The organism is Croceimicrobium sp., assembly GCF_965228705.1.
Lineage (GTDB): Bacteria > Bacteroidota > Bacteroidia > Flavobacteriales > Schleiferiaceae > Croceimicrobium.
This window is the reverse complement of record NZ_OZ245832.1, coordinates 2,676,215-2,695,888: the sequence shown is the minus strand read 5'-3', so window position 1 is coordinate 2,695,888 and position 19,674 is coordinate 2,676,215. Positions and strand designations below refer to the sequence as shown.

The following is a 19,674-nucleotide window of genomic DNA, read 5'->3' as shown; positions in this document are numbered from 1 at the left end:
TCCGGTTTGGGCCGCAAATTTCACAAATTTTCCACTGCAAACAGGCCTATACTTAAGAAACCTTAACACCAAGAAACTTTTTATACAAAATAGTTTCCGCGTGCAATTTGTTTCCTAGTTTTGCCGCCGTTATGGAGACAATGGAGATTGAAATTATTGGGAAGGCCCATGAAATGTTTCAGCGTTACGGTTTAAGGCCGGTAACGATGGATGACATTGCCAAGGAGCTGAGCGTATCTAAGAAAACCTTGTATAAATACTTTGCCAACAAGGAAGAATTAGTGGAGCGCGCAGTGGAGCGGGTAATGGACCAAGTAAGTGCTCGCATGGTTGAGCTCTTAAAAGCAGAAGGCAATGCTATTGATATGCTTTTTGCGATGGACGAAGTGGTGTGTGCCAATATTGAGGCGCATGATCACAGCATGCAATTTCAGCTGGAACGCTATTACCCCGAATTGTACGCCAAATTGGAAGGCCGCAAGCGTGAGATGGTTTTAAAAATGATGCACGCTAATATCGAACAAGGGAAGCGCGAGGGCTTGTTTCGCGAAGAACTGAATAACGATGTGGTGGCTTTCTTATACTACAGTCGGGCTCGCCTAATGACCGAAGCCGACATTGCCGAATTTGAACAAATGAGCATGCCCGAGCTCATGCGCGAAATCTTGATTTATCATGTGCGCGGAGTGGCAAATGCCAAGGGGATCGCCTATTTGCAGGAAAAACTAATGACAACTACTAAAACACAATCATGAAAAAACACCTGGTGCTTGGATTAGCCCTTATAAGTGCGCCTTTATGGGCACAGCAAGAGGCCAAGCAATTTTCACTTCAGGAGGCCCAGGATTATGCCGCCCGGAATTCGTATACGGTTCAGGATAAAGTTCTGGATTACGAAAAGGCCCGGAAAACCATTAAGGAAACTGCTGCGATGGGTTTGCCCCAAATTTCAGGATCTTTTGGTTATAGCTATAATGCTCAGGTTCCTAAACAGCCTATTCCGGCGCAATTCTTCAACCCTAATGCGGGTGAAGATGATATCGCTTATGTGGCTTTTGGGGTGGCTCATCAAAACCAGGCTCAGCTGCAATTGAGTCAACTTTTAATTGATGGTTCTTACTTCGTGGCTTTACAGGCTACCCGCGTGGTAAAAGAAACCAAAGCTTTGGAGCGTGAAGAGGCAGAAATTAATGCCCGCCGAAACACTGCTCAAAGTTATTATGGTGCCCTGGTAGCAGAAGAAACCCTGGAAATTCTAAAAGCCAATCTGGAGACCGTTAAATCCAATTTTGATGAAACCCAAAAACTTTTTGAAAACGGTTTTGTAGAAGATCAGGATGTGAGCCAAATGGAACTGCTCTACAATAATTTACAGAACAATGTGAATAATGCAGAGCGTCAGGTAAAGCTGGCTTATCAATTACTCAAGTTTAATATGGGTATTTCTTTGGAAGAAGAAATCACTCTGAGCTCCAGCTTGGAAGAAGTAATAAATCCCGTTCGTTCGGATGCGACTTTAGCTCAAAACCCTTTTCAGGTAGATAAGCATATCAGCTTCCGTAATCTCTTGAGCCAGGAGAAAGGCGCCAGCCTTCAATTGGCCAATGAAAGAGCGAAGTACTTCCCTACCTTAAGTGGTTTTGTAACACATAGCCAGAGTAATTTCTCGAATCAGGCCAGCGATGCTTTTAGTTTCGATACCTATTGGATTCCAGGAACCACCATCGGCGCAAGCTTAAGCTGGAATATTTTTACCGGCCTGGGACGAACCGCTCGGGTGCAAAAAGCGAAGATCGATTTGGAACGCATCCGCCTGGCAAAAACGGCTACCGAAAGTCAATTGGAATTACAGTTTCATCAAGCGCAAAGCGATTACGACTTTGCCCTGGATAATTTGAGTAATCAGATGCGCAATCGCACTTTAAGTGAAAAAGTACGCGACCGTACCCTTCGCAAATACAAAGAAGGTTTGGCTAGTAGCCTCGAATTAACGCAGGCCGAGAATCAATACCTCGAAGCCGAACGCAATTATATCAACGCAATTTTAAACGTCCTCAACGCCAAAGAAGCCCTGGAATACGCATTGGGCCAATAATTTTAAGCTCTTCAAATAAACCATGAAAAAATTAAGCATCTTATTCATTTTCGCGATTTTGGCCTCCTGCGGTCAATCGCCTAAGGATCTCGCCGCTCTTCAAGCGAGCTTAAAGGAAAAGGAAACCGCAATAAAAGGTTTACAAACTGAGATCGATAGCATTCAGGCCCAAATTGAACGTCTGGATACCACTCATGTGGTAGAAGCCTCTTTAACTCCGGTTGAAGTGCGTACCATGGCAAATCAAACTTTCCGTCATTATGTACGACTTAGTGCTACGGTTAGCTCTAAGGAGAATGTACTATTAAGTGCCGAAGGAAATGGTCGCGTAGTTTCCGTAAATGCCGAAGAAGGCGATCGTGTTTCTAAGGGGCAGACCATCCTACGTTTAGAAAGTGATTTCATCGAAGGTCAATTGAAAGAGGCGGAAGCAGCTTATCAATTAGCGAAAACCACCTTCGAGCGTCGTGAGAATTTATGGAAAGACAGCATTGGTTCCGAAATCGAGTACCTTAATGCTAAGACTAATTTCCAGGCAGCCGAAAACCGCGTAAAGCAAGCCCGGGCCCAGTATGAGCACACTTTTGTTAAAGCTCCGGTAAACGGTAGCTTAGACGTGATCCGTGTAAACAAAGGTGAATTTGTGGGTGCCGGTACCCCGGTAGCGCGCGTGGTTGATCTAAGCAATTTGGAACTCGAAACCGATATCTCTGAAAGCTATTTGAAAGCGGTTAAAGTGGGAGATTCTGTAGAAGTAAGCATTCCCGCTTTAGGTTTGAAGCAAGGAGAGAAAGTGATCTTCGCCAGTCAGTACATCAATCCTGAGAACCGCAGCTTCACCATCAAAGTAGGATTGAAAAACAACAATGCTTTGATCAAGCCTAATCTTTTGGCAGAAATTAAACTGAAAGATTACGAAAACCCCAATGCTTTGGTATTGCCTTCGATGGCGATTCGTAAAGATTTGAACGGGGATTATGTATACCTAATTGATAAAACAGAAGCCAAGCCAATTGCTCGCAAACGCTATGTTCAAATCGGTCGCTCTTTTGGAGAGGATGCCGAGATTATTGAAGGCCTGACAGCCGGAGAGCAAGTGATTGTGGTTGGGGCTAATTCTGTAAACGAAGGACAGGAGGTAGAGATCCAGTAATTCGAAAACTACTATGGCAACAAACACCAGTCGAAACTTCGGGCTTAGTACGCTAGCCCTTAAAAATAGCATCAGCGTCTTTATACTTTCGGCGCTGTTGATCCTCTTCGGAGTGTTCTCCTACATTACTATGCCCAAGGAGTCTTTTCCGGAGATTGTATTCCCATTGATTTACGTGCAAACGCCGTATCCGGGAAACACCCCTCAAGATATTGAGAACCTGATTTCCCGTCCGCTCGAGAAAGAGATTAAATCGGTGGATGGTATCAAAAACCTCAATTCGGAGTCGGTGCAGGATGTGTCCATCATAAATGTGGAATTTAACATCGATGTTGATACCGAAAAAGCCCTCCAGGATGTAAAGGATGCGGTGGATCGCGCAATGAGCGATTTACCCTCTGACCTGGATCAGGATCCGGTGGTATTGGATATCGACCTCAGTCGTATTCCGATCCTCAACATCAACCTATCCGGTGATTATTCCATTGATGATCTGGTAGACTATGCTGAGCTTTTGCAAGATGAAATCGAAGAGCTGGGCGAAATTTCTGAAGCCACCATTACCGGTGACAAAGAAAAAGAGGTGCAGATCAATGTGGATATGCCCAAAATGCAGGAGAATAAGCTCAGCTTTAATGATGTGCAAAATGCCTTAGCGGCCGAAAACATCAATATTGGAGCTGGAGATATCCTTCTGGGTAAAACCCGACGTAGTATTCGTACCGATGCGGAGTTTACCTCTATGGATGAGATCCGCAATGTGATCGTTAAGCATGAGAATGATAATATCGTTTACCTGAAAGATATTGCCGATGTGGCCTTTACCTATAAAGAGGTAGAGAGCATGGCGCGTTTGGATGGTGAGTCGGTAGTATCCTTGAACGTGATTAAGAAGGGCGGGGAGAACCTCCTCGATGCTACAGATAAGATTCGCGAGATTATTAAGACAGCTAAGAAGAGCCTCTTGCCTAAGGATCTGCGAATTACCATTACCAATGATCAGAGTACCCAAACCCGTAACCAAATTGCGAACCTGGAGAACAGTATCATTTCCGGGGTAATTCTGGTAACTCTTACCCTCTTATTCTTCCTGGGTTTACGGAATGCCACTTTCGTGGGATTGAGTATTCCTTTCTCCATGTTTATCTCCTTCCTGGTACTAAGTGCGGCGGGTGTAACCTTAAACTTTATCGTTCTTTTCTCGCTGATCTTAGCCTTGGGGATGTTGGTAGATAATGCCATTGTAACCATTGAGAATATTTACCGGCTTTATGCCGAAGAAGGGCTCTCGGCCTGGGAAGCATCCCGCCAAGGGGTGGGTGAAATTGCGGTGCCTATTATTAGCTCCACCGCTACTACATTGGCCGCCTTCTTCCCTCTTTTGTTCTGGGATAGTATTATCGGAGAGTTCATGGGCTATTTGCCCCGTACCCTGATCATTGTATTGGGATCATCCCTCTTCGTAGCCTTGGTGATTAACCCGGTAATTGCTGCGTCTTTTATTAAGAATCAGGATTTTGAAGCAGATAAAAATCACCGAAAGGCTTTGATTTGGTTTGCCATATTCCTGGTACTAGGAGTGCTGGCACACATGGCTTCCAACACCATTTTAGGTAACCTGCTTTTAGCTATATCCTTTGGAGTTCTAGCCTTCACTTATGCATTGAACCCCCTTTCAGCCTGGTTCCAATTGGTATTGCTGCCGAGGGTCGAAAACTTCTACGCACGAACCTTGGCCTACTCGCTTCGAAAATGGAGACCTGCAGCTATTATTATTGGGACCATCTTTTTGATGTTTTTCTCCATTAACTTTTATTTCGGTACCAATCCTAAATTGGTAGATTTCCCGGAGAATGAGCCGAACTATATCAATGTATTTGTTGAGCTTCCCTTAGGTACAGATGTCTTGGCTACCGATAGCATTGCGCAGCGTGTGGAGTCGGAGTTGAATACCATTTTGGTGCCTTATCAGGATTTGGTAAAAAGTGTAGTAACCAATGTTGGGGCTGAAACCGCTTCTCAAAATGAGTTTGGCGGCGGGGGTCAAAATACCCCGAACAAAGCGCGGATTACCGTTTCCTTTGTAGAGTACGAGTACCGTAACGAGGTAAGCACCAGTGCTATTCAGAGGGAGGTTACTCAGAAATTGAATAACTGGTTGCCGGGCGTAACCATTAGTGTGGAGAAGGAGCAAAATGGTCCGCCTACGGGTCGTCCGATTAACATCGAAATTACCGGTAGTGAGTTTGATATGCTGATTGCTACCGCCGATGATGTGAAAAAGGTGGTAGATGCTGCGGAGATCCCTGGTATTGAAGGACTGCAAATTGATTTGGAGACCAATAAGCCTGAGATGCTGGTGCGCATTGATCGCGATCGTGCCGGACGTTTAGGCGTAAGCACGCAACAAATTGCGATGGTTCTGCGTACTGCCTTGTATGGCTCTGAAGCGAGCAAGTACAAGGAAGGGGAAGATGATTATCCGATTGAGGTCCGTCTCAAGAAAGACTATCGTTATGATGTTGCCAGCTTGATGAACCAGTTTGTGACTTTCCGCTCACAGGCCAGTGGACAAATTGTGCAGGTGCCTATTTCGGCAGTTACCAGCTACGAATTTGTGAGTTCTTATAACTCTATCAAGCGTAAAGATTCGGAGCGTTTAATTACCGTATACTCGAATGTGGTGGAAGGTTTTAATGAAACTGAAATCAACAATGAGATCAAAGAGGTATTGAAGGATTATAAATTGCCAGAAGGCTATGACCTGAAGTTTACCGGATCGCAGCAAGAACAGCAGGAAAGTGCCGAGTTCTTAACGCGTGCCATGTTAATTGCGGTATCCTTGATCTTCATCATTTTAGTATCTCAGTTTAACTCTGCTCTCAAGCCTTTCATCATCATCCTTACCGTACTCTTCAGTACTATTGGTGTATTCCTGGGATTGGGAATCTTCCAAATGGAGTTTGTGGTAATTATGACCGGTATTGGTATTGTTTCCCTGGCGGGAATTGTGGTAAACAATGGTATTGTATTGATCGACTTTATCGAGCTAAGTAGAGCCCGTATGCGGGAAGAAAAGCAATTGCAAGAAGGGGAAGTATTGGATGATAGCAGTTTGGTTTATGCCATCGAATTAGGTGGTAAAACCCGTTTACGTCCGGTATTGCTTACCGCGATTACTACCGTATTAGGACTCTTGCCTCTGGCGGTTGGATTGAACATTGATTTTATCGGATTATTAGATGGTCGTGGTGCCAATATCTACTTCGGTGGAGATAATGCCGTGTTCTGGTCTCCTATGGCTTGGACGGTAATCTTTGGTCTGGTATTTGCAACCTTCCTAACGCTGATTGTGGTCCCAGTAATGTACCTGGTTTTAGAACGCTTGAATCGCATTGTGCGATCTTGGTTCGGCCGCAGTAGCAATTAGGTTAAGGTTTGGTTAATTGGTTGACAAGGCCCCGGTTCTCCGGGGCCTTTTTTTATGGGGTGTAAATCCTACTTTTGCGCCATGACCTATCCCACTCTGGAAAAGCTCAATAGTCCGGCCGATTTACGGCTCTTAAGCAGCGGCCAATTAGAAGATTTGGCAGCTGAATTACGTCGCTTTATCCAGGAGCAAACACGCACCAAAGCCGGGCATGTTCGCTCCAGTTTAGGTGTGGTAGAATTAAGCATCGCTTTGCACTATCACTTTAATACTCCTGATGATATTTTGATTTGGGATGTGGGGCATCAGGCTTATGCCCATAAAGTGCTCTGCGAGAGACGGTCAATATTTCAGAGCAACCGTCAAAAAGGCGGAATCTCAGGCTTTACCAAACGTAGTGAAAGTGCTTACGATCCTTTTGGTGCGGGGCATTCTTCGACTTCCATTTCAGCGCTGGCCGGATTCGTAAAAGCAGCCCAGTTGGAGGCCAATCCACGTAAGCATATCGCAGTAATTGGCGATGGAGCTTTAACCGGCGGTCAGGCTTTTGAGGCCCTTAATTATTTAGGTGATATGGCGGCCGACTGTCTGGTAATCCTTAATGATAATAAGAGTAGCATCGACCCCAATGTGGGAGCATTGCAAAAGCTGTATAGCTATCAGGCCTGGGCAGAATCCTTAGGCTTTCAATATCATACCTGCGAGGCTGGAAATTCCATTGCGGATTTACTGGCGAAGCTGAAGGAATTGAATAACCTTTCTGGGCCACTGTTCTTACATATCCAAACCGAAAAGGGCCTGGGCTATAATGAAGTTATTGAACGGAAAGGTAGTCCAGCGGCTCCGAGCTATCAATCGGTATTTGGTGAAACAATTTTAGAGCTTTTGGAGACTGATCCAAAATTGGTGGTATTAAGTCCGGCCATGTTAAGCGGTGCCCAATTACTGGAAGCTCAAAAGGCTTTTCCAGAGCGCGTGATAGATGTGGGTATTGCCGAACAAAATGTGGTGACCATGGCCGCTGGATTGGCCGCATCCGGCTTTAAGCCTTTGGTACATTTATACAGCACTTTTGCCCAAAGGGCCTTGGATCAGATTATCCATGATGTGGCTTTACAGCAATTGCCGGTGGTTTTTGTTTTAGACCGAGCGGGCTTCGTGGGGGAGGATGGACCTACCCATCATGGGGTATTCGATCAGGCTTTATTGGCAGATATTCCGAATATGCGTTTAATGGCACCTGCTGGAGGCAAAGCTTTGAAAGCGATGTTAGAAGAGGCGATGCAAGCGGAAGGCCCGATTGTAATTCGCTATCCTAAAGCTAGCTTCGATTTGCAAACCGATGGACTATGGCAGGGAATGCAGGCCCATTGGTGGCGTCACTCAAATCAGACCTCCGCTATTCTATCTTATGGCTCTCAGGCCGCATTAGCCCAGGCCGCCGCGGAAGCCAAGGATTGGAGTCATTTGCACATACCTCAATTCCGACCTTTGGATCAGACGCATTTAGTAGAACTATTGGCCTCTTATCGGCGCTTGATTTTAGTAGATGAAAATCCGGCTGGAGGTAGTTTGCATCGCGATCTACTGGCCTTGCTGCAATCCGGAAAGCTTAAGGCCAAGTATCAAGCAGTTTTAATCGACAAGCCATTTAGCGAACATGCACCTAGAGCTGAGCAGTTGGCGGCCTCGGGGTTTAGTTTGGAAAAGTTATTGGAGCGGATGGTTTAAGCCTAGGATAGTTTGACTGTTGTATTTTAGAATCCTCTTAGCTATTTTCTGATCAATGACTCTGCTAAAATCACTGCTTTACACTATTATCTTCATAGTATTCCTGCAAGTCATTACACTCTGGGATTTACTTGATTTGGTTTTTGGGGATGATTTTAAACCTTATAATTATTTTGCCTTTGTTAATGGCTTTCTGGTTCTTATTCCCTTGATGTTTTATATTAAAAAGACTCAAGGTTTTCAATCTTTGAAGCCAGCTCAGACTTCCCTGTATTTTTACCCGGTGGCATTTATACTAGGTGTAGGATTTATATTCATGCAAATGCCTTTAAATGGGATTCTGAATATTGTATTGGGAATTGATAGGGCCATCTTTACTAGCTTCCAATGGTCATATAATTTCCATCTTAACCATCTAGGTTTTTTTCTTTTTACACCCATTGCAGAAGAACTGTTTTTTAGACAGATTATCCAGAAAGGATTGCAGCAGAGGTATTCTGGATGGATAGCAATCCTAATGTCTTCAGCTTTATTTGCCTTAATGCATTTACAGTTGATATTCCCTTTTTTAGGGTTGGATCTCCATTGGCACCATGCATATATTACTTTTTTCGGTGGTCTTATTTCTGCATACCTATATCAGAAATCCAATTCTATTGGCCCTTCAATTGTGTTTCATGTAGCCTGGAATTTTTCAGGGCTAATTTTTTAGTTTCGATTGGTATCAAGCGCGATCCCCCAACATCCTCGCTACATACTTCCCTAGAATATCGAACTCAATATTTACCAGAGAGCCTACCTTCAAATCCTTGAAATTGGTGTGCTCATAAGTGTAAGGAATAATGGCCACTGAGAAGTGCTCAGGCTCGGAGCGTACCACCGTAAGGCTTACTCCATTAATGGTCACGGAGCCTTTTTCAACGGTTAAGTGTTGTTTGCCGGGGGCATGCTTGAAATGAAATTCCCAACTGCCATCTTTCTCCAAGACCTGCTCGCATTCGGCAATGGTATCTACATGACCCTGAACTATGTGTCCATCATAGCGGCCATTGGCTTGCATGCAGCGTTCCAGATTTACCTGATCGCCCTTTTGCAGTTGACCTAAATTGGTTCTTTGCAGGGTTTCGTCAATGGCAGTTACGGTATACTCATCGCCATTAATGGCCACCACCGTTAAGCAAACCCCATTATGGGCCAAGCTTTGATCAATCTTTAATTCAGAGGTGAAATCACAGCTGAAGTCGAAATGCAAATTGCTTCCTTCACGACGACTGGCCACAAGGGTGCCGAGGCTTTCAATAATACCGGTAAACATATCTTTATTTATCTCACAAGATGTACAAATCCCGAAGCGGTTTGTTCCATGGTAGGTCCAATACTTTCGGCCGTATAACGGCAAACATAATAATAAACCCCATCGGGCGCTGGACTGCCATTATCCTGCACATTGCCATCCCAGCCATTGGTTATGAAATCCTCTAAGTCGGTGGTGCGGTATATTAAATTGCCCCAACGACTGTAGATTTCAATTTCCAGATTGGCAACCTGCTCAATTTCCACGGGCAGGAATCGCTCATTATAGCCATCGCCATTAGGGCTGAAGATATTCGGGAATTTAATGGTGAAGCAGCTTTCAATGCAGAGCTCTTCGCTAAAATCACTTTCATTGGCTTGCCCACCCGGATCCTGATCGGCATCATCTACCGCCGTGATGGCATAGCATCCAAATATGGCCTGATCGCTTACAAAACGGATGGTAGAGTCGCCGTTTACAGGAATCGATAGGAAGGGTTGATCGCCAAATTCATTTTCGCCAGTGCGGAAGTAGATATTAATCTTACTTACATCGTTTTTACACCCTTGACCTTGTCCTAGTTTCCAGGAGAAATAAATGGTGTCGGGGCAGGCATTGTGCAAGGCAAATTGCGGTACACATGGAGCGGTTGTGTCCCTGGCGGTGGCGCAGGTAATTTGACTGCGATTAACCAAAGGCCGGGGCAGGGAATCACTGGCTGTATAGCGACCATAGCTCTCGGCATAGTAACAATAGTTTTCGCCATTCACCAAACCGGTGTCGGTATATTCGGGCACAAAGCTTTCGCCGATGCTATCAAATTGACCGGAGCCCGTGGGGTTTTCCCGATAAATTACAAAGCGTTCGTTTTGCCAGGGCGTGTCGAAATTAAAGTCTAGGATTACACTTTGGTCGGATCCGGTAGGTTCTGTATAAACCGAGGAGGCTAATGGGCTGGAGCCCACAAAATCCTGACTGGGCCCGGCGTATACATCCAAACGATATTCGTAGGAAAGGTCCTGGGTATTCAGATTGTTATGCGTAAAGCTGCCCGCATCAATATTGTTGGCCGTATTCAAAAGGTTAAATGCACCATTGTCTTTTTCACGTCCCCATAATTCTAAACGATAAGGAGGTTGATAAATAGCACTGTCGAACTCGGGGGCTTCAATCCATTCAATCCCAATGGTTCCGCTGGCAGGGTCGGTACTTTCTACATCTACCTTGGTAAACATGGGCAAGGTTAGGGGCAGGGCCGCGCAAAACTCTTCACTGGCATAGCTTTGAGCCTCATCCTCAAAATAGGCTACTACCATATAGCAATACTCCTTACCGAGCTCCACATCGAAGCTATCTAGATAAGTAGTGTTGTTTACATTCAATAAGCTATCGTGAAATTCATAGCCGGTATAAGCGGGCACGCCGGTTTCACAAATACCGGGAACAAAGCCATAGGGTGATTCGCGGCGGTAGAGTAAATAACCATCCGCCTCGGTGCAGAAAGAAACATCCCAATTAAGCCGTAGAGCCAGGCCTTCCGCTTGGGCATCCGGATTTTTAGGCGCCGGAGCGATCACTGTAATTTCGGTGGTGTAGATGTCCGAAAGAGCAATATCATTCGGGTCTTGCGGAATATCCGTGGCCTTGAAGCTTACCTGATAGGGCTGTTTCCGTACATGATGACAACGCGTATTCCAATTGAAGAAGCCACTTAAAGGGCTGGGGCCATTAACCTCGGGGAAAGTGGCAGGTGGCGTAGGCACTTCAAAGGGGCCACCAAAAGCAGTTAAAATCAGATCATCCGTATCAGGATCTGAAGCGCTAACACTAAAATTTAAGCTGGTGCCGGCTTCGACACAGAAAGGCCCTACCGGATTAATTTGCGGGGGATTATTCCCGCAGTCTTCAATATCAACCTGTAAATCCCGCGTTACAAAGCCAATCCGCACATAGCGACCCTGGGCATTTTTACGGTATTCTATGATTTCGAAAGCAAAGTTAAACTGCCCAACATTTCGCGGTAAGTCCCAGAAGAGTAATCCGGTTTTGGGGTCAATTTCAATGGAGTCCTGCACATATTGAGGATCATAAATAGTTTGAATGGGGTCGCCATTTTGGGCTTTGGAATACACCAAGCGATAAGCTAAACTATCGCCATCTGGGTCATAAGCACCAGGGTTATGCTCAAACCTTTTACCTACACAGCCACGTTCTACCGGCGGATTGGTTAAGATTGGGGAACTATTGGCGCCTAAGCTGGGGCTGATGTATAATTCGGTTTCAATATAAAAGGGCACCTGATCCGAATTGAGAATATTGCTAATCCCGGCATTTCGGTTCCGATCCTCCATTTTGATGGTATAAATTCCTGGAGCATCATAGGTATGTGTACCGATGTAAATGTTCTTACGAATCTGATTGATGGGGTCAATAATTTCACCGTCCTGAGCTTGTAGACATACAATGCGGGGTCCATTAGAACGAGCCAGGGTGTCGCCCGAATTGTCACCCCAGTCAATGGCCAGCTCACAACGGTCGGCACAGAGCTGACAAGCACGGGTATAAGTAGTGATAGTAACCTCGTAAGTAAGGCCAGTTATCCAGCGATAGGTAATTTCACCTGCCCGGTTATGGGTGGCATTCAAGGCCATTCCGGCGAAAAGGAAAATAAGCAGTAGGCTTTTTCTCATAATTGGGGAAAATCCACGATCAATACCTAAACGTTCAAAAGCAGGTTTTGTGTTGGTCAATAGCTCTTATCTTCGAGGCTTTTGAATTGGTAACTTTGCTCAAATTTAAATATTCTTATGTTGTTTTTAAGTGAAAGCAAGGTCAAGCATGACCTGGATCACCAAATATATTTACTCAATCGACCTGATGATAATTCTAAGCTCGATTTAACAAAGGCCGAGAAAGCTTATCTGGCAGATCAACTCAAGGTAGATAGCTTTGTTCATTTTAGTCGCCTGCCGGAGCTTAGCGTTGCCTGCTTGCCGGAAGGTGACGGCTCCCAGGCATTTGAAAAGGCCCGAATCCTGGCTACTAAGGTTCAAAAATCCTGCAAGGCCAAACATATCGCAATTCACAGCGATGCCTCAGATAAGGCTATGGCTTTCGCCGAGGGATTAGCCTTAGCCGCGTATAAATTTCAGAAGTACTTCAGTAAAAAGGAAGATCTTTTAGAAACCATTCATTTGGATGCCTCCTTCAGTGAAGCGCAATTGCAGGAATTGAATGCCGTGGTATCTGCTACTTACCTGGCTAGAGATTTGGTTAATGAGCCTTTATCGTATCTCACCGCGAAACAATTGGCGAAAGAAGCCCAAAAGGCCGGTGAGAACTTTGGTTTTAAAGTGGAGGTTTTCAATAAAAAGAAAATCGAATCCCTAAAAATGGGCGGACTCTTAGCCGTAAATCGCGGAAGTCAGGATCCCCCCAGCTTTAGCATATTAGAGTACAAAGGGGAAGGTGCCAGTGGCCAACCGATTGTTTTGGTAGGTAAAGGCGTGGTTTATGATACCGGTGGTTTAAGCTTAAAACCCACTCCCGGCTCCATGGACTCCATGAAGAGTGATATGGGTGGTGCCGCGGCTGTAATTGGAGCCATCTCCGCTGCTGCTGCCAATAAATTACCTATTCATGTGATTGGTTTGGTGCCGGCTACTGATAATCGCCCGGGCTTGAATGCTTATGTTCCCGGCGATGTAATTAAAATGTATGACGGATCAACCGTTGAGGTTTTAAATACCGATGCCGAAGGACGTATGCTTTTAGCCGATGCCCTGGCCTATGCTAAAAACTATAAGCCTGCCCTGGTGGTAGATTTAGCCACTTTAACCGGTGCAGCCGCGGTGGCGGTTGGTAAATACGGTGTGGTGGTAATGGGTACTGCTTCGGACGAGGAGTTTAATGCCTTAAGCGCAGCTGGAGATATGGCCTATGAGCGCACTGCTCGTTTTCCTTTCTGGGAAGAGTACGATGAACTCTTGAAGTCTACTATTGCCGATCAAAAGAATATTGGTGGCCGCGAAGGTGGGGCTATTACAGCCGGTAAGTTCTTGCAAAAGTTCACCGATTATCCCTGGATTCACATCGACATTGCCGGACCGGCCTTTTTAAATGCTGCCCATCACTATCGCAGTCAGGGTGGTACCGGAGTAGGCGTTCGCCTGATGTATAACTTCTTAAAATCGAAGGTATGAGTGAAGAGGCTTTACCACGGATAGGAATTAGCATCGGCGATTTAAATGGGGTGGGTATGGAGCTCATCATCAAAACATTTGGCGATGCCGAGATGCTGGAACTTTGTACCCCGATTGTTTTCGGCTCTACCAAAGTGGTATCCTACCATCGCAATGCCATAGACCGACGCGACTTTAATTTCCATATCATTAATCAAGCAGAAGATGCCTTGGATGGCAAAGCCAATTTGGTAAACTGCTGGAAGGAAGAAGTGAAAATGGATTTTGGCAAGGTAGATCCCGAGGTAGGGGCCTATGCCGTAAAAAGTTTGGAAGCGGCTTGCGATGCTTTGGAAGCCGGAACGATTGATGCCTTGGTAACGGCTCCTATTAATAAGGAGAGTATTCAGAGCAATGATTTTCGTTTTTCCGGTCATACGGATTATTTGGAGAGTCGCTTTAATAGTAAGGCGACCATGATGTTCCTGGCACCTGAGCTGCGTTTAGCTTTGGCCACGGTGCATGTGCCTTTAGCTCGGGTTACCGAATTAATTACGCCCGAACTAGTGGAGCAAAAGATTATGGCCTTGCATCAAAGTTTGAAAGATGATTTTCATCTGCCGAAAGGTCGCATTGCCGTTTTAGCTTTAAATCCCCACGCTGGGGATAAAGGAGTAATTGGCAAGGAGGATCAGGAGATCGTTTTACCAGCTATCGAAAAGGCCAAGGAAAAAGGAGCTTTAGCGATGGGGCCCTATCCAGCAGATAGTTTCTTTGGATCTTCGGCCTATCAGGATTTTGATATGGTGCTTGCGATGTATCATGATCAAGGATTGGTAGGTTTTAAAAGCATTACCTTTGGTGAAGGAGTAAACTACTCGGCAGGTTTGCCGATTGTTAGAACCAGCCCCGATCATGGTACGGCTTTCGACATAGCGGGAGAGGGAAAAGCCGATCCGGGTTCTTTTAGATCAGCGGTCTTTGCGGCCATCGATTTATACCGATCTCGATCGGGTACCGCAGAAATGACGGCCAACCCCTTAAAAATCAAAGGCAAAAAAAAGTAATTAGCCTTTGAGATTGTTGAATAATTTATACATTTGCGCTCCCTAAAAAATCAGGCATGGAGAAACGTTTGAAAGACTTCGAAATTGCGTTCTCTGGTTTGAAACTAGGAGAGCATCAGTTTGATTTTCAAATTGATGCGACGTTCTTTGAAGCCTTCGATTATCAGGATTTCGAAAAAGCCGACCTTCAGGCGAAGATGAAATTGCTAAAGCGTGAAACGCAGATGGCATTGCACTTAGAGCTCGAAGGAAAGGTTTGGGTACCCTGTGATTTAACCAATGAGATGTTTTGGCTGCCTTTGTCGGCTGAAGCGGAAGTGATGGTGAAATTCGGGGATGATTTTGATGATAGCGAAGAAGATTTGCTAATCCTTCCACATGGAGAGCATCGTTTTAATGTGGCTCAATACTTCTACGAAATGGCGGTATTGGCAAAGCCTTTAAAAGTTGTGCATCCCGATGTTGAAGCTGGCAAAATGGGTCAGGAAATTCTGGAAAGACTGGAAGCTCTGAGCCCCGAAGAACACAGCAATGAAGAGCAAAGCGAGGAGGTAGATCCTCGTTGGGATAAATTAAAGGACTTATTGAACTAAATTAGAGAAGATGGCGCATCCTAAACGCAGACAAAGTACTACTCGCCGCGATAAGAGAAGAACTCATTACAAGGCTGAAGCGCCTACTATTGCGGTTTGTTCCGTAACCGGCGAAGCTCACCTTTACCACCGTGCTTACTGGCATGAAGGAAAACTTTACTACAAAGGTAAAGTGGTAATGGAGAAAGAAGAAGCGGCCGCTTAATGGCGCTTCTCTAAGAAGACAAATCAAGAAGGCAGTCCATGAGTCTGCCTTTTTTCGTTATGAGCAGGATAGGAATTGATATAAGGGGCGGAGACCGTGCACCTCAAGTGGTGTTGGACGGATTAAAGCTGGCATTGACCGAAATAAAGGGTGATACCCAAGTGGTTCTTTATGGTCTGGAAGATGACCTGCAGGAAGTTCCCCCTCAATGTGAAGCCCGGATTTGTGGCAGCGCCATTGCCATGGATGAACATCCGGTTCGTGCCTTACAGCAGAAATCCGACTCTACCTTAATGCAAGGCATTAGTGACTTGGCTCAGGGCAAGATCGACAGCTTTGCCAGCGCCGGACATTCCGGAGCTTTAATGGTAGCTTCTATGCAAGCTTTGGGTTTGCATGAGGGTATTAGCCGCCCGGCGGTGGTTTCTTTATTTCCCAAATTAAAAGGCGGCCAAACCGTGGTACTCGATGTGGGTATCAATGTGGATGCTAAGCCTGAGCAGTTTTTAGAGTTTGCTCGTTTGGGAAAAGCCTATGCTCAATCTGTATTAGCTTGCAAAGAACCAAGAGTAGCCCTGCTCAATACCGGTTCTGAAGAAAGCAAGGGAAACTTAGTCTACCAGAAGGCCTATCAGATTTTAAAGGAAGAAGAACCTTCTTTTATTGGTAATGCCGAAGCTCGAGAGCTCTTTAATCTCGAGGCAGAGGTATTAGTATGTGATGGATTTACAGGAAATATGCTCCTTAAACAAACCGAATCTTTTTATGCATTGAGTCGGCAATTGGACCTGGAACATAGTTTCCTGGAGCTTCTGAATTATGAGAAATACGGGGCTTCCCCCATATTAGGGATTAAAGGAAAAGTCCTTTTAGCACATGGGGCTTCAGGCCCTGAGGCGATAAAAAGCATGATATTAGGCGCCGAATCGTTTGCTCTTGCTAATTTTGCTGAGCAATTTTCCGCATCTAGCACCATTTAATATGGCAAAAACCGCAGCAATCACTGCCGTTGGAGGCTACCTTCCAGAGTATCGGCTAAGCAACTCTGTTCTGGAAACCATGGTAGATACCTCTGACGAATGGATCACCACTCGAACAGGAATTAAAGAACGTCGCATTCTTCGTGAGAAGGGCAAAGGCGTTTCCTATATGGGCATTAAAGCCGCCGAAGAATGTTTGGCAAAGGCGAATGTAAAGCCCGACGAAATTGACCTCGTAATCTTTTGTACTGTAACCCCGGATATGCCGGTAGCCAACTCTGCCTCCTTTGTAATTTCGGAGATGGGCATGAACAAGGCTTTTGGTTATGATTTGCAAGCTGCCTGTTCCGGGTTTTTATTTGGATTGAACGCCGCTTCCCAGTACATCGAATCGGGTCGTTATGAAAAGGTATTAGTCGTTTCCGGCGATAAAATGTCTTCCATCATCGATTATAGCGATCGTACCACTTGCGTAATTTTTGGCGATGGATGCGGTGCTGTACTTCTCGAGCCGAATGAAGAAGGCTTAGGTGTACAAGACAGTATTTTACGTAGTGATGGTATTGGTCGCCAGTATCTGCATATCAAAGCAGGAGGCTCCATGTATCCTCCTAGCAAGGAAACGGTAGAATTGGGACACCATTTCGTACATCAAGAAGGTCAGCAGGTTTTCAAATTTGCGGTGACCAATATGGCGGATGTGAGCGCTCGTATTATGGAGCGAAATAACCTTAGTTCGGATGATGTGGCTTGGTTAGTTCCGCATCAAGCCAATAAAAGAATTATTGATGCCACAGCCAAAAGAATGGGCTTAGGCTCAGATAAAGTGATGCTGAATATCGATCGATATGGCAACACGACCAATGGAACTCTTCCCCTTTGTTTATGGGACTATGAGAAGCAGTTGAAGAAAGGTGACAACCTGGTATTTGCTGCTTTTGGCGGAGGATTCACCTGGGGTGCAATCTACCTCAAGTGGGCCATCGACGCCAAGTAAATTTTTTTAGCTTTGTTTTGCACCCTGAAAATTTAAACACCACCCTTCCATGGACTTAAAAGAAATTCAGAATCTTATAAAGTTTGTGGCCCGCTCCGGTGCCGCTGAGGTAAACCTCGAAACTGAAGATTTCAAGATTAACATCAAAACCGAATCTGCGGTACTTAATGAGAATAAGACTCAGGTAATCAGCATGCCTCAGGCAATGGCGGCACCTGCTCCGGCTCATCACGCGCCAGCTGCCCCTGCTGCTCCTGTGGCTGAAGCTCCAGCCGCTCCGGCTGCCCCTGCTGCTGCGGAAGACGATTCTAAATACATTACCATTAAATCTCCAATGATCGGTACTTTCTACCGTCGTCCAAGTCCGGATAAGGATTTGTTCGTAAGTGTGGGTGACGAGGTATCTGAGGGTACTGTGGTATGTATCATTGAAGCGATGAAGCTTTTCAATGAAATTGAAAGTGAAGTAAGCGGAAAGATCGTTAAGATCTTGGTTGATGATCAGTCTCCGGTAGAGTACGATCAGCCGCTCTTCCTGGTAGATCCATCTTAAAATTCGGTCTATGTTTAAAAAAGTACTCATCGCGAATCGCGGAGAGATTGCCTTGCGTGTCCTGCGTACTTGTAGGGAAATGGGCATTTCTACCGTGGCGGTTTACTCCAAAGCCGATAAAGACAGTTTACACGTTCGTTTTGCGGATGAAGCAGTTTGTATTGGTCCTTCCGCGAGTAGCGAATCCTATTTGAATATCCCTAATATTATAGCGGCCGCTGAGATTACCAACGCAGACGCTATTCACCCGGGGTATGGTTTCTTATCAGAGAATGCTCGTTTCTCTCGCATTTGTTCGGAGAACGGGATTAAATTCATCGGCCCCAGCCCCGAGATGATCGAGCGCATGGGTGATAAGGCTACCGCCAAAGAAACCATGAAAGCGGCAGGTGTACCTACTATTCCTGGTTCAGAAGGTTTGCTCGAATCTTATGAGGAAGCACTCAAAATTGCTAAGGAAATCGGTTTTCCGGTTATGCTCAAAGCCACCGCTGGTGGTGGAGGTAAGGGAATGCGTGCCGTTTGGAAGGAAGAAGAACTCCTTAAAGCATGGGAGTCGGCTCGTCAAGAAGCAGGCGCGGCCTTCGGAAACGACGGTATGTACATGGAAAAACTGATTGAGGAACCACGCCACATTGAGATTCAGGTGGTAGGTGATCAAACCGGTAAAGCCTGTCACCTTTCGGAGCGCGACTGTTCTATTCAACGTCGTCATCAAAAACTTACGGAAGAAACACCTTCACCATTTATGACCGCCAAGTTGCGGAAATCTATGGGCGAAGCGGCGGTAAAAGCCTGTGAATATATAAAGTATGAAGGCGCGGGAACCATCGAGTTTTTGGTGGATAAGCACCGTAATTTCTACTTTATGGAGATGAATACTCGTATTCAGGTAGAACATCCGATCACGGAGCAGGTAATTGACTATGATCTGATCCGGGAGCAAATAAAAGTAGCAGCTGGAATTAAGATTTCAGGCAAGAACTACGAGCCTAAATTGCATTCAATTGAATGTCGGATTAATGCGGAGGACCCAGCGAATGACTTCCGTCCATCGCCTGGAACCATCACTACCTTCCATGCACCGGGTGGTCATGGTGTGCGTTTAGATACGCATGTATATGCTGGCTATAGCATACCGCCATTCTATGACTCCATGATTGCTAAATTGATTACCACGGCCCAAACCCGTGAGGAGGCGATCGATAAGATGCGCAGAGCATTGGACGAATTCGTGATTGAGGGTATTAAAACCACCATTCCTTTTCACCGTGCTTTAATGGATGACCCTGATTATATCGCAGGGAATTATACTACTAAGTTTATGGAGACCTTTAAGTATAAAAATGCTTAGGTTCTAAATAATACCAAAAAAGGCGGGTCCGAAAGGCCCGC

General features: G+C 45.4%; 16 protein-coding genes. 14 read left to right on the top strand and 2 right to left on the bottom strand.

Going from position 1 to position 19,674, the window contains the following annotated elements; all coding sequences use genetic code 11:
• The first annotated feature begins 140 nt into the window (after nucleotides 1-140).
• The 6 genes from ACO05P_RS12175 to ACO05P_RS12150 all read left to right on the top strand — a co-directional run bounded on the left by ACO05P_RS12175 (nucleotide 141) and on the right by ACO05P_RS12150 (nucleotide 9,121).
• Nucleotides 141-755, top strand: a complete 615-nt coding sequence (locus ACO05P_RS12175; RefSeq protein WP_421751208.1) for a TetR/AcrR family transcriptional regulator — start codon at nucleotides 141-143, stop codon at nucleotides 753-755.
• Entirely contained in the window at nucleotides 752-2,095 is a 1,344-nt protein-coding gene (locus tag ACO05P_RS12170) for a TolC family protein (RefSeq protein ID WP_421751206.1), read from the top strand. The genes ACO05P_RS12175 and ACO05P_RS12170 overlap by 4 nt, the downstream gene beginning before the upstream one ends.
• 22 nt (nucleotides 2,096-2,117) lie before the next feature.
• Nucleotides 2,118-3,248 carry an efflux RND transporter periplasmic adaptor subunit gene (locus tag ACO05P_RS12165; RefSeq protein WP_421751204.1) on the top strand — a complete coding sequence of 377 codons (1,131 nt, stop codon included), beginning with the start codon at nucleotides 2,118-2,120 and terminating at the stop codon, nucleotides 3,246-3,248.
• Nucleotides 3,249-3,261: 13 nt separating this feature from the next.
• Entirely contained in the window at nucleotides 3,262-6,678 is a 3,417-nt protein-coding gene (locus ACO05P_RS12160) for an efflux RND transporter permease subunit (RefSeq protein ID WP_421751202.1), read from the top strand.
• An 81-nt stretch (nucleotides 6,679-6,759) separates the two neighbouring features.
• A complete protein-coding gene (locus ACO05P_RS12155) occupies nucleotides 6,760-8,409 on the top strand; it encodes a 1-deoxy-D-xylulose-5-phosphate synthase (RefSeq protein ID WP_421751200.1) in 1,650 nt (549 codons plus the stop codon).
• A gap of 55 nt (nucleotides 8,410-8,464) precedes the next feature.
• A complete protein-coding gene (locus ACO05P_RS12150; protein WP_421751198.1) occupies nucleotides 8,465-9,121 on the top strand; it encodes a CPBP family intramembrane glutamic endopeptidase in 657 nt (218 codons plus the stop codon).
• Nucleotides 9,122-9,133: 12 nt separating this feature from the next.
• Here ACO05P_RS12150 and ACO05P_RS12145 read toward each other — a convergent pair whose 3' ends face one another.
• Nucleotides 9,134-9,724, bottom strand: a complete 591-nt coding sequence (locus tag ACO05P_RS12145) for a riboflavin synthase (RefSeq protein WP_421751196.1) — start codon at nucleotides 9,722-9,724, stop codon at nucleotides 9,134-9,136.
• A gap of 8 nt (nucleotides 9,725-9,732) precedes the next feature.
• The gene (locus ACO05P_RS12140) at nucleotides 9,733-12,393 is read right to left on the bottom strand and encodes a gliding motility-associated C-terminal domain-containing protein (RefSeq protein WP_421751194.1); all 2,661 of its coding nucleotides are present in this window, start codon (nucleotides 12,391-12,393) and stop codon (nucleotides 9,733-9,735) included.
• Between the two features lie 117 nt (nucleotides 12,394-12,510).
• On the opposite strand from ACO05P_RS12140, the gene ACO05P_RS12135 reads away from it, so the two are divergent.
• Genes ACO05P_RS12135 through accC form a run of 8 tightly spaced genes read left to right on the top strand, consistent with a single transcriptional unit; the run spans nucleotide 12,511 to nucleotide 19,633 of the window.
• Complete coding sequence (locus ACO05P_RS12135) at nucleotides 12,511-13,905, top strand: leucyl aminopeptidase family protein (protein ID WP_421751192.1); 1,395 nt, start codon at nucleotides 12,511-12,513, stop codon at nucleotides 13,903-13,905.
• Nucleotides 13,902-14,951: a 4-hydroxythreonine-4-phosphate dehydrogenase PdxA gene (pdxA, locus tag ACO05P_RS12130; protein ID WP_421751191.1), complete on the top strand. Its 1,050-nt coding sequence runs from the start codon at nucleotides 13,902-13,904 to the stop codon at nucleotides 14,949-14,951. Before ACO05P_RS12135 ends, pdxA begins: the two co-directional genes overlap by 4 nt.
• Nucleotides 14,952-15,007: 56 nt before the next feature.
• Complete coding sequence (locus ACO05P_RS12125) at nucleotides 15,008-15,544, top strand: YceD family protein (RefSeq protein WP_421751190.1); 537 nt, start codon at nucleotides 15,008-15,010, stop codon at nucleotides 15,542-15,544.
• Between the two features lie 10 nt (nucleotides 15,545-15,554).
• A complete protein-coding gene (rpmF, locus tag ACO05P_RS12120; protein WP_210760247.1) occupies nucleotides 15,555-15,749 on the top strand; it encodes a 50S ribosomal protein L32 in 195 nt (64 codons plus the stop codon).
• Nucleotides 15,750-15,787: 38 nt separating this feature from the next.
• Nucleotides 15,788-16,729, top strand: a complete 942-nt coding sequence (locus ACO05P_RS12115; protein ID WP_421751189.1) for a phosphate acyltransferase — start codon at nucleotides 15,788-15,790, stop codon at nucleotides 16,727-16,729.
• Between the two features lies 1 nt (nucleotide 16,730).
• On the top strand, nucleotides 16,731-17,726 hold the full coding sequence (locus tag ACO05P_RS12110; RefSeq protein ID WP_421751188.1) for a beta-ketoacyl-ACP synthase III: 996 nt from the start codon (nucleotides 16,731-16,733) through the stop codon (nucleotides 17,724-17,726).
• Nucleotides 17,727-17,775: 49 nt separating this feature from the next.
• Complete coding sequence (gene accB / locus ACO05P_RS12105; protein ID WP_421751187.1) at nucleotides 17,776-18,279, top strand: acetyl-CoA carboxylase biotin carboxyl carrier protein; 504 nt, start codon at nucleotides 17,776-17,778, stop codon at nucleotides 18,277-18,279.
• A gap of 10 nt (nucleotides 18,280-18,289) precedes the next feature.
• Nucleotides 18,290-19,633, top strand: coding sequence for an acetyl-CoA carboxylase biotin carboxylase subunit (accC, locus tag ACO05P_RS12100; protein ID WP_421751186.1), 1,344 nt, complete (start codon nucleotides 18,290-18,292; stop codon nucleotides 19,631-19,633).
• Nucleotides 19,634-19,674: the final 41 nt, after the last annotated feature.

Excerpts from the sequence above, each read along its gene's own strand:
- ACO05P_RS12175 (WP_421751208.1), top strand. The coding sequence starts at position 141 with ATGGAGATTGAAATTATTGGGAAGGCCCATGAAATGTTTCAGCGTTAC.
- ACO05P_RS12170 (WP_421751206.1), top strand. The coding sequence starts at position 752 with ATGAAAAAACACCTGGTGCTTGGATTAGCCCTTATAAGTGCGCCTTTA.
- ACO05P_RS12165 (WP_421751204.1), top strand. The coding sequence starts at position 2,118 with ATGAAAAAATTAAGCATCTTATTCATTTTCGCGATTTTGGCCTCCTGC.
- ACO05P_RS12160 (WP_421751202.1), top strand. The coding sequence starts at position 3,262 with ATGGCAACAAACACCAGTCGAAACTTCGGGCTTAGTACGCTAGCCCTT.
- ACO05P_RS12155 (WP_421751200.1), top strand. The coding sequence starts at position 6,760 with ATGACCTATCCCACTCTGGAAAAGCTCAATAGTCCGGCCGATTTACGG.
- ACO05P_RS12150 (WP_421751198.1), top strand. The coding sequence starts at position 8,465 with ATGACTCTGCTAAAATCACTGCTTTACACTATTATCTTCATAGTATTC.
- ACO05P_RS12145 (WP_421751196.1), bottom strand. The coding sequence starts at position 9,724 with ATGTTTACCGGTATTATTGAAAGCCTCGGCACCCTTGTGGCCAGTCGT.
- ACO05P_RS12140 (WP_421751194.1), bottom strand. The coding sequence starts at position 12,393 with ATGAGAAAAAGCCTACTGCTTATTTTCCTTTTCGCCGGAATGGCCTTG.
- ACO05P_RS12135 (WP_421751192.1), top strand. The coding sequence starts at position 12,511 with ATGTTGTTTTTAAGTGAAAGCAAGGTCAAGCATGACCTGGATCACCAA.
- pdxA (WP_421751191.1), top strand. The coding sequence starts at position 13,902 with ATGAGTGAAGAGGCTTTACCACGGATAGGAATTAGCATCGGCGATTTA.
- ACO05P_RS12125 (WP_421751190.1), top strand. The coding sequence starts at position 15,008 with ATGGAGAAACGTTTGAAAGACTTCGAAATTGCGTTCTCTGGTTTGAAA.
- rpmF (WP_210760247.1), top strand. The coding sequence starts at position 15,555 with ATGGCGCATCCTAAACGCAGACAAAGTACTACTCGCCGCGATAAGAGA.
- ACO05P_RS12115 (WP_421751189.1), top strand. The coding sequence starts at position 15,788 with ATGAGTCTGCCTTTTTTCGTTATGAGCAGGATAGGAATTGATATAAGG.
- ACO05P_RS12110 (WP_421751188.1), top strand. The coding sequence starts at position 16,731 with ATGGCAAAAACCGCAGCAATCACTGCCGTTGGAGGCTACCTTCCAGAG.
- accB (WP_421751187.1), top strand. The coding sequence starts at position 17,776 with ATGGACTTAAAAGAAATTCAGAATCTTATAAAGTTTGTGGCCCGCTCC.
- accC (WP_421751186.1), top strand. The coding sequence starts at position 18,290 with ATGTTTAAAAAAGTACTCATCGCGAATCGCGGAGAGATTGCCTTGCGT.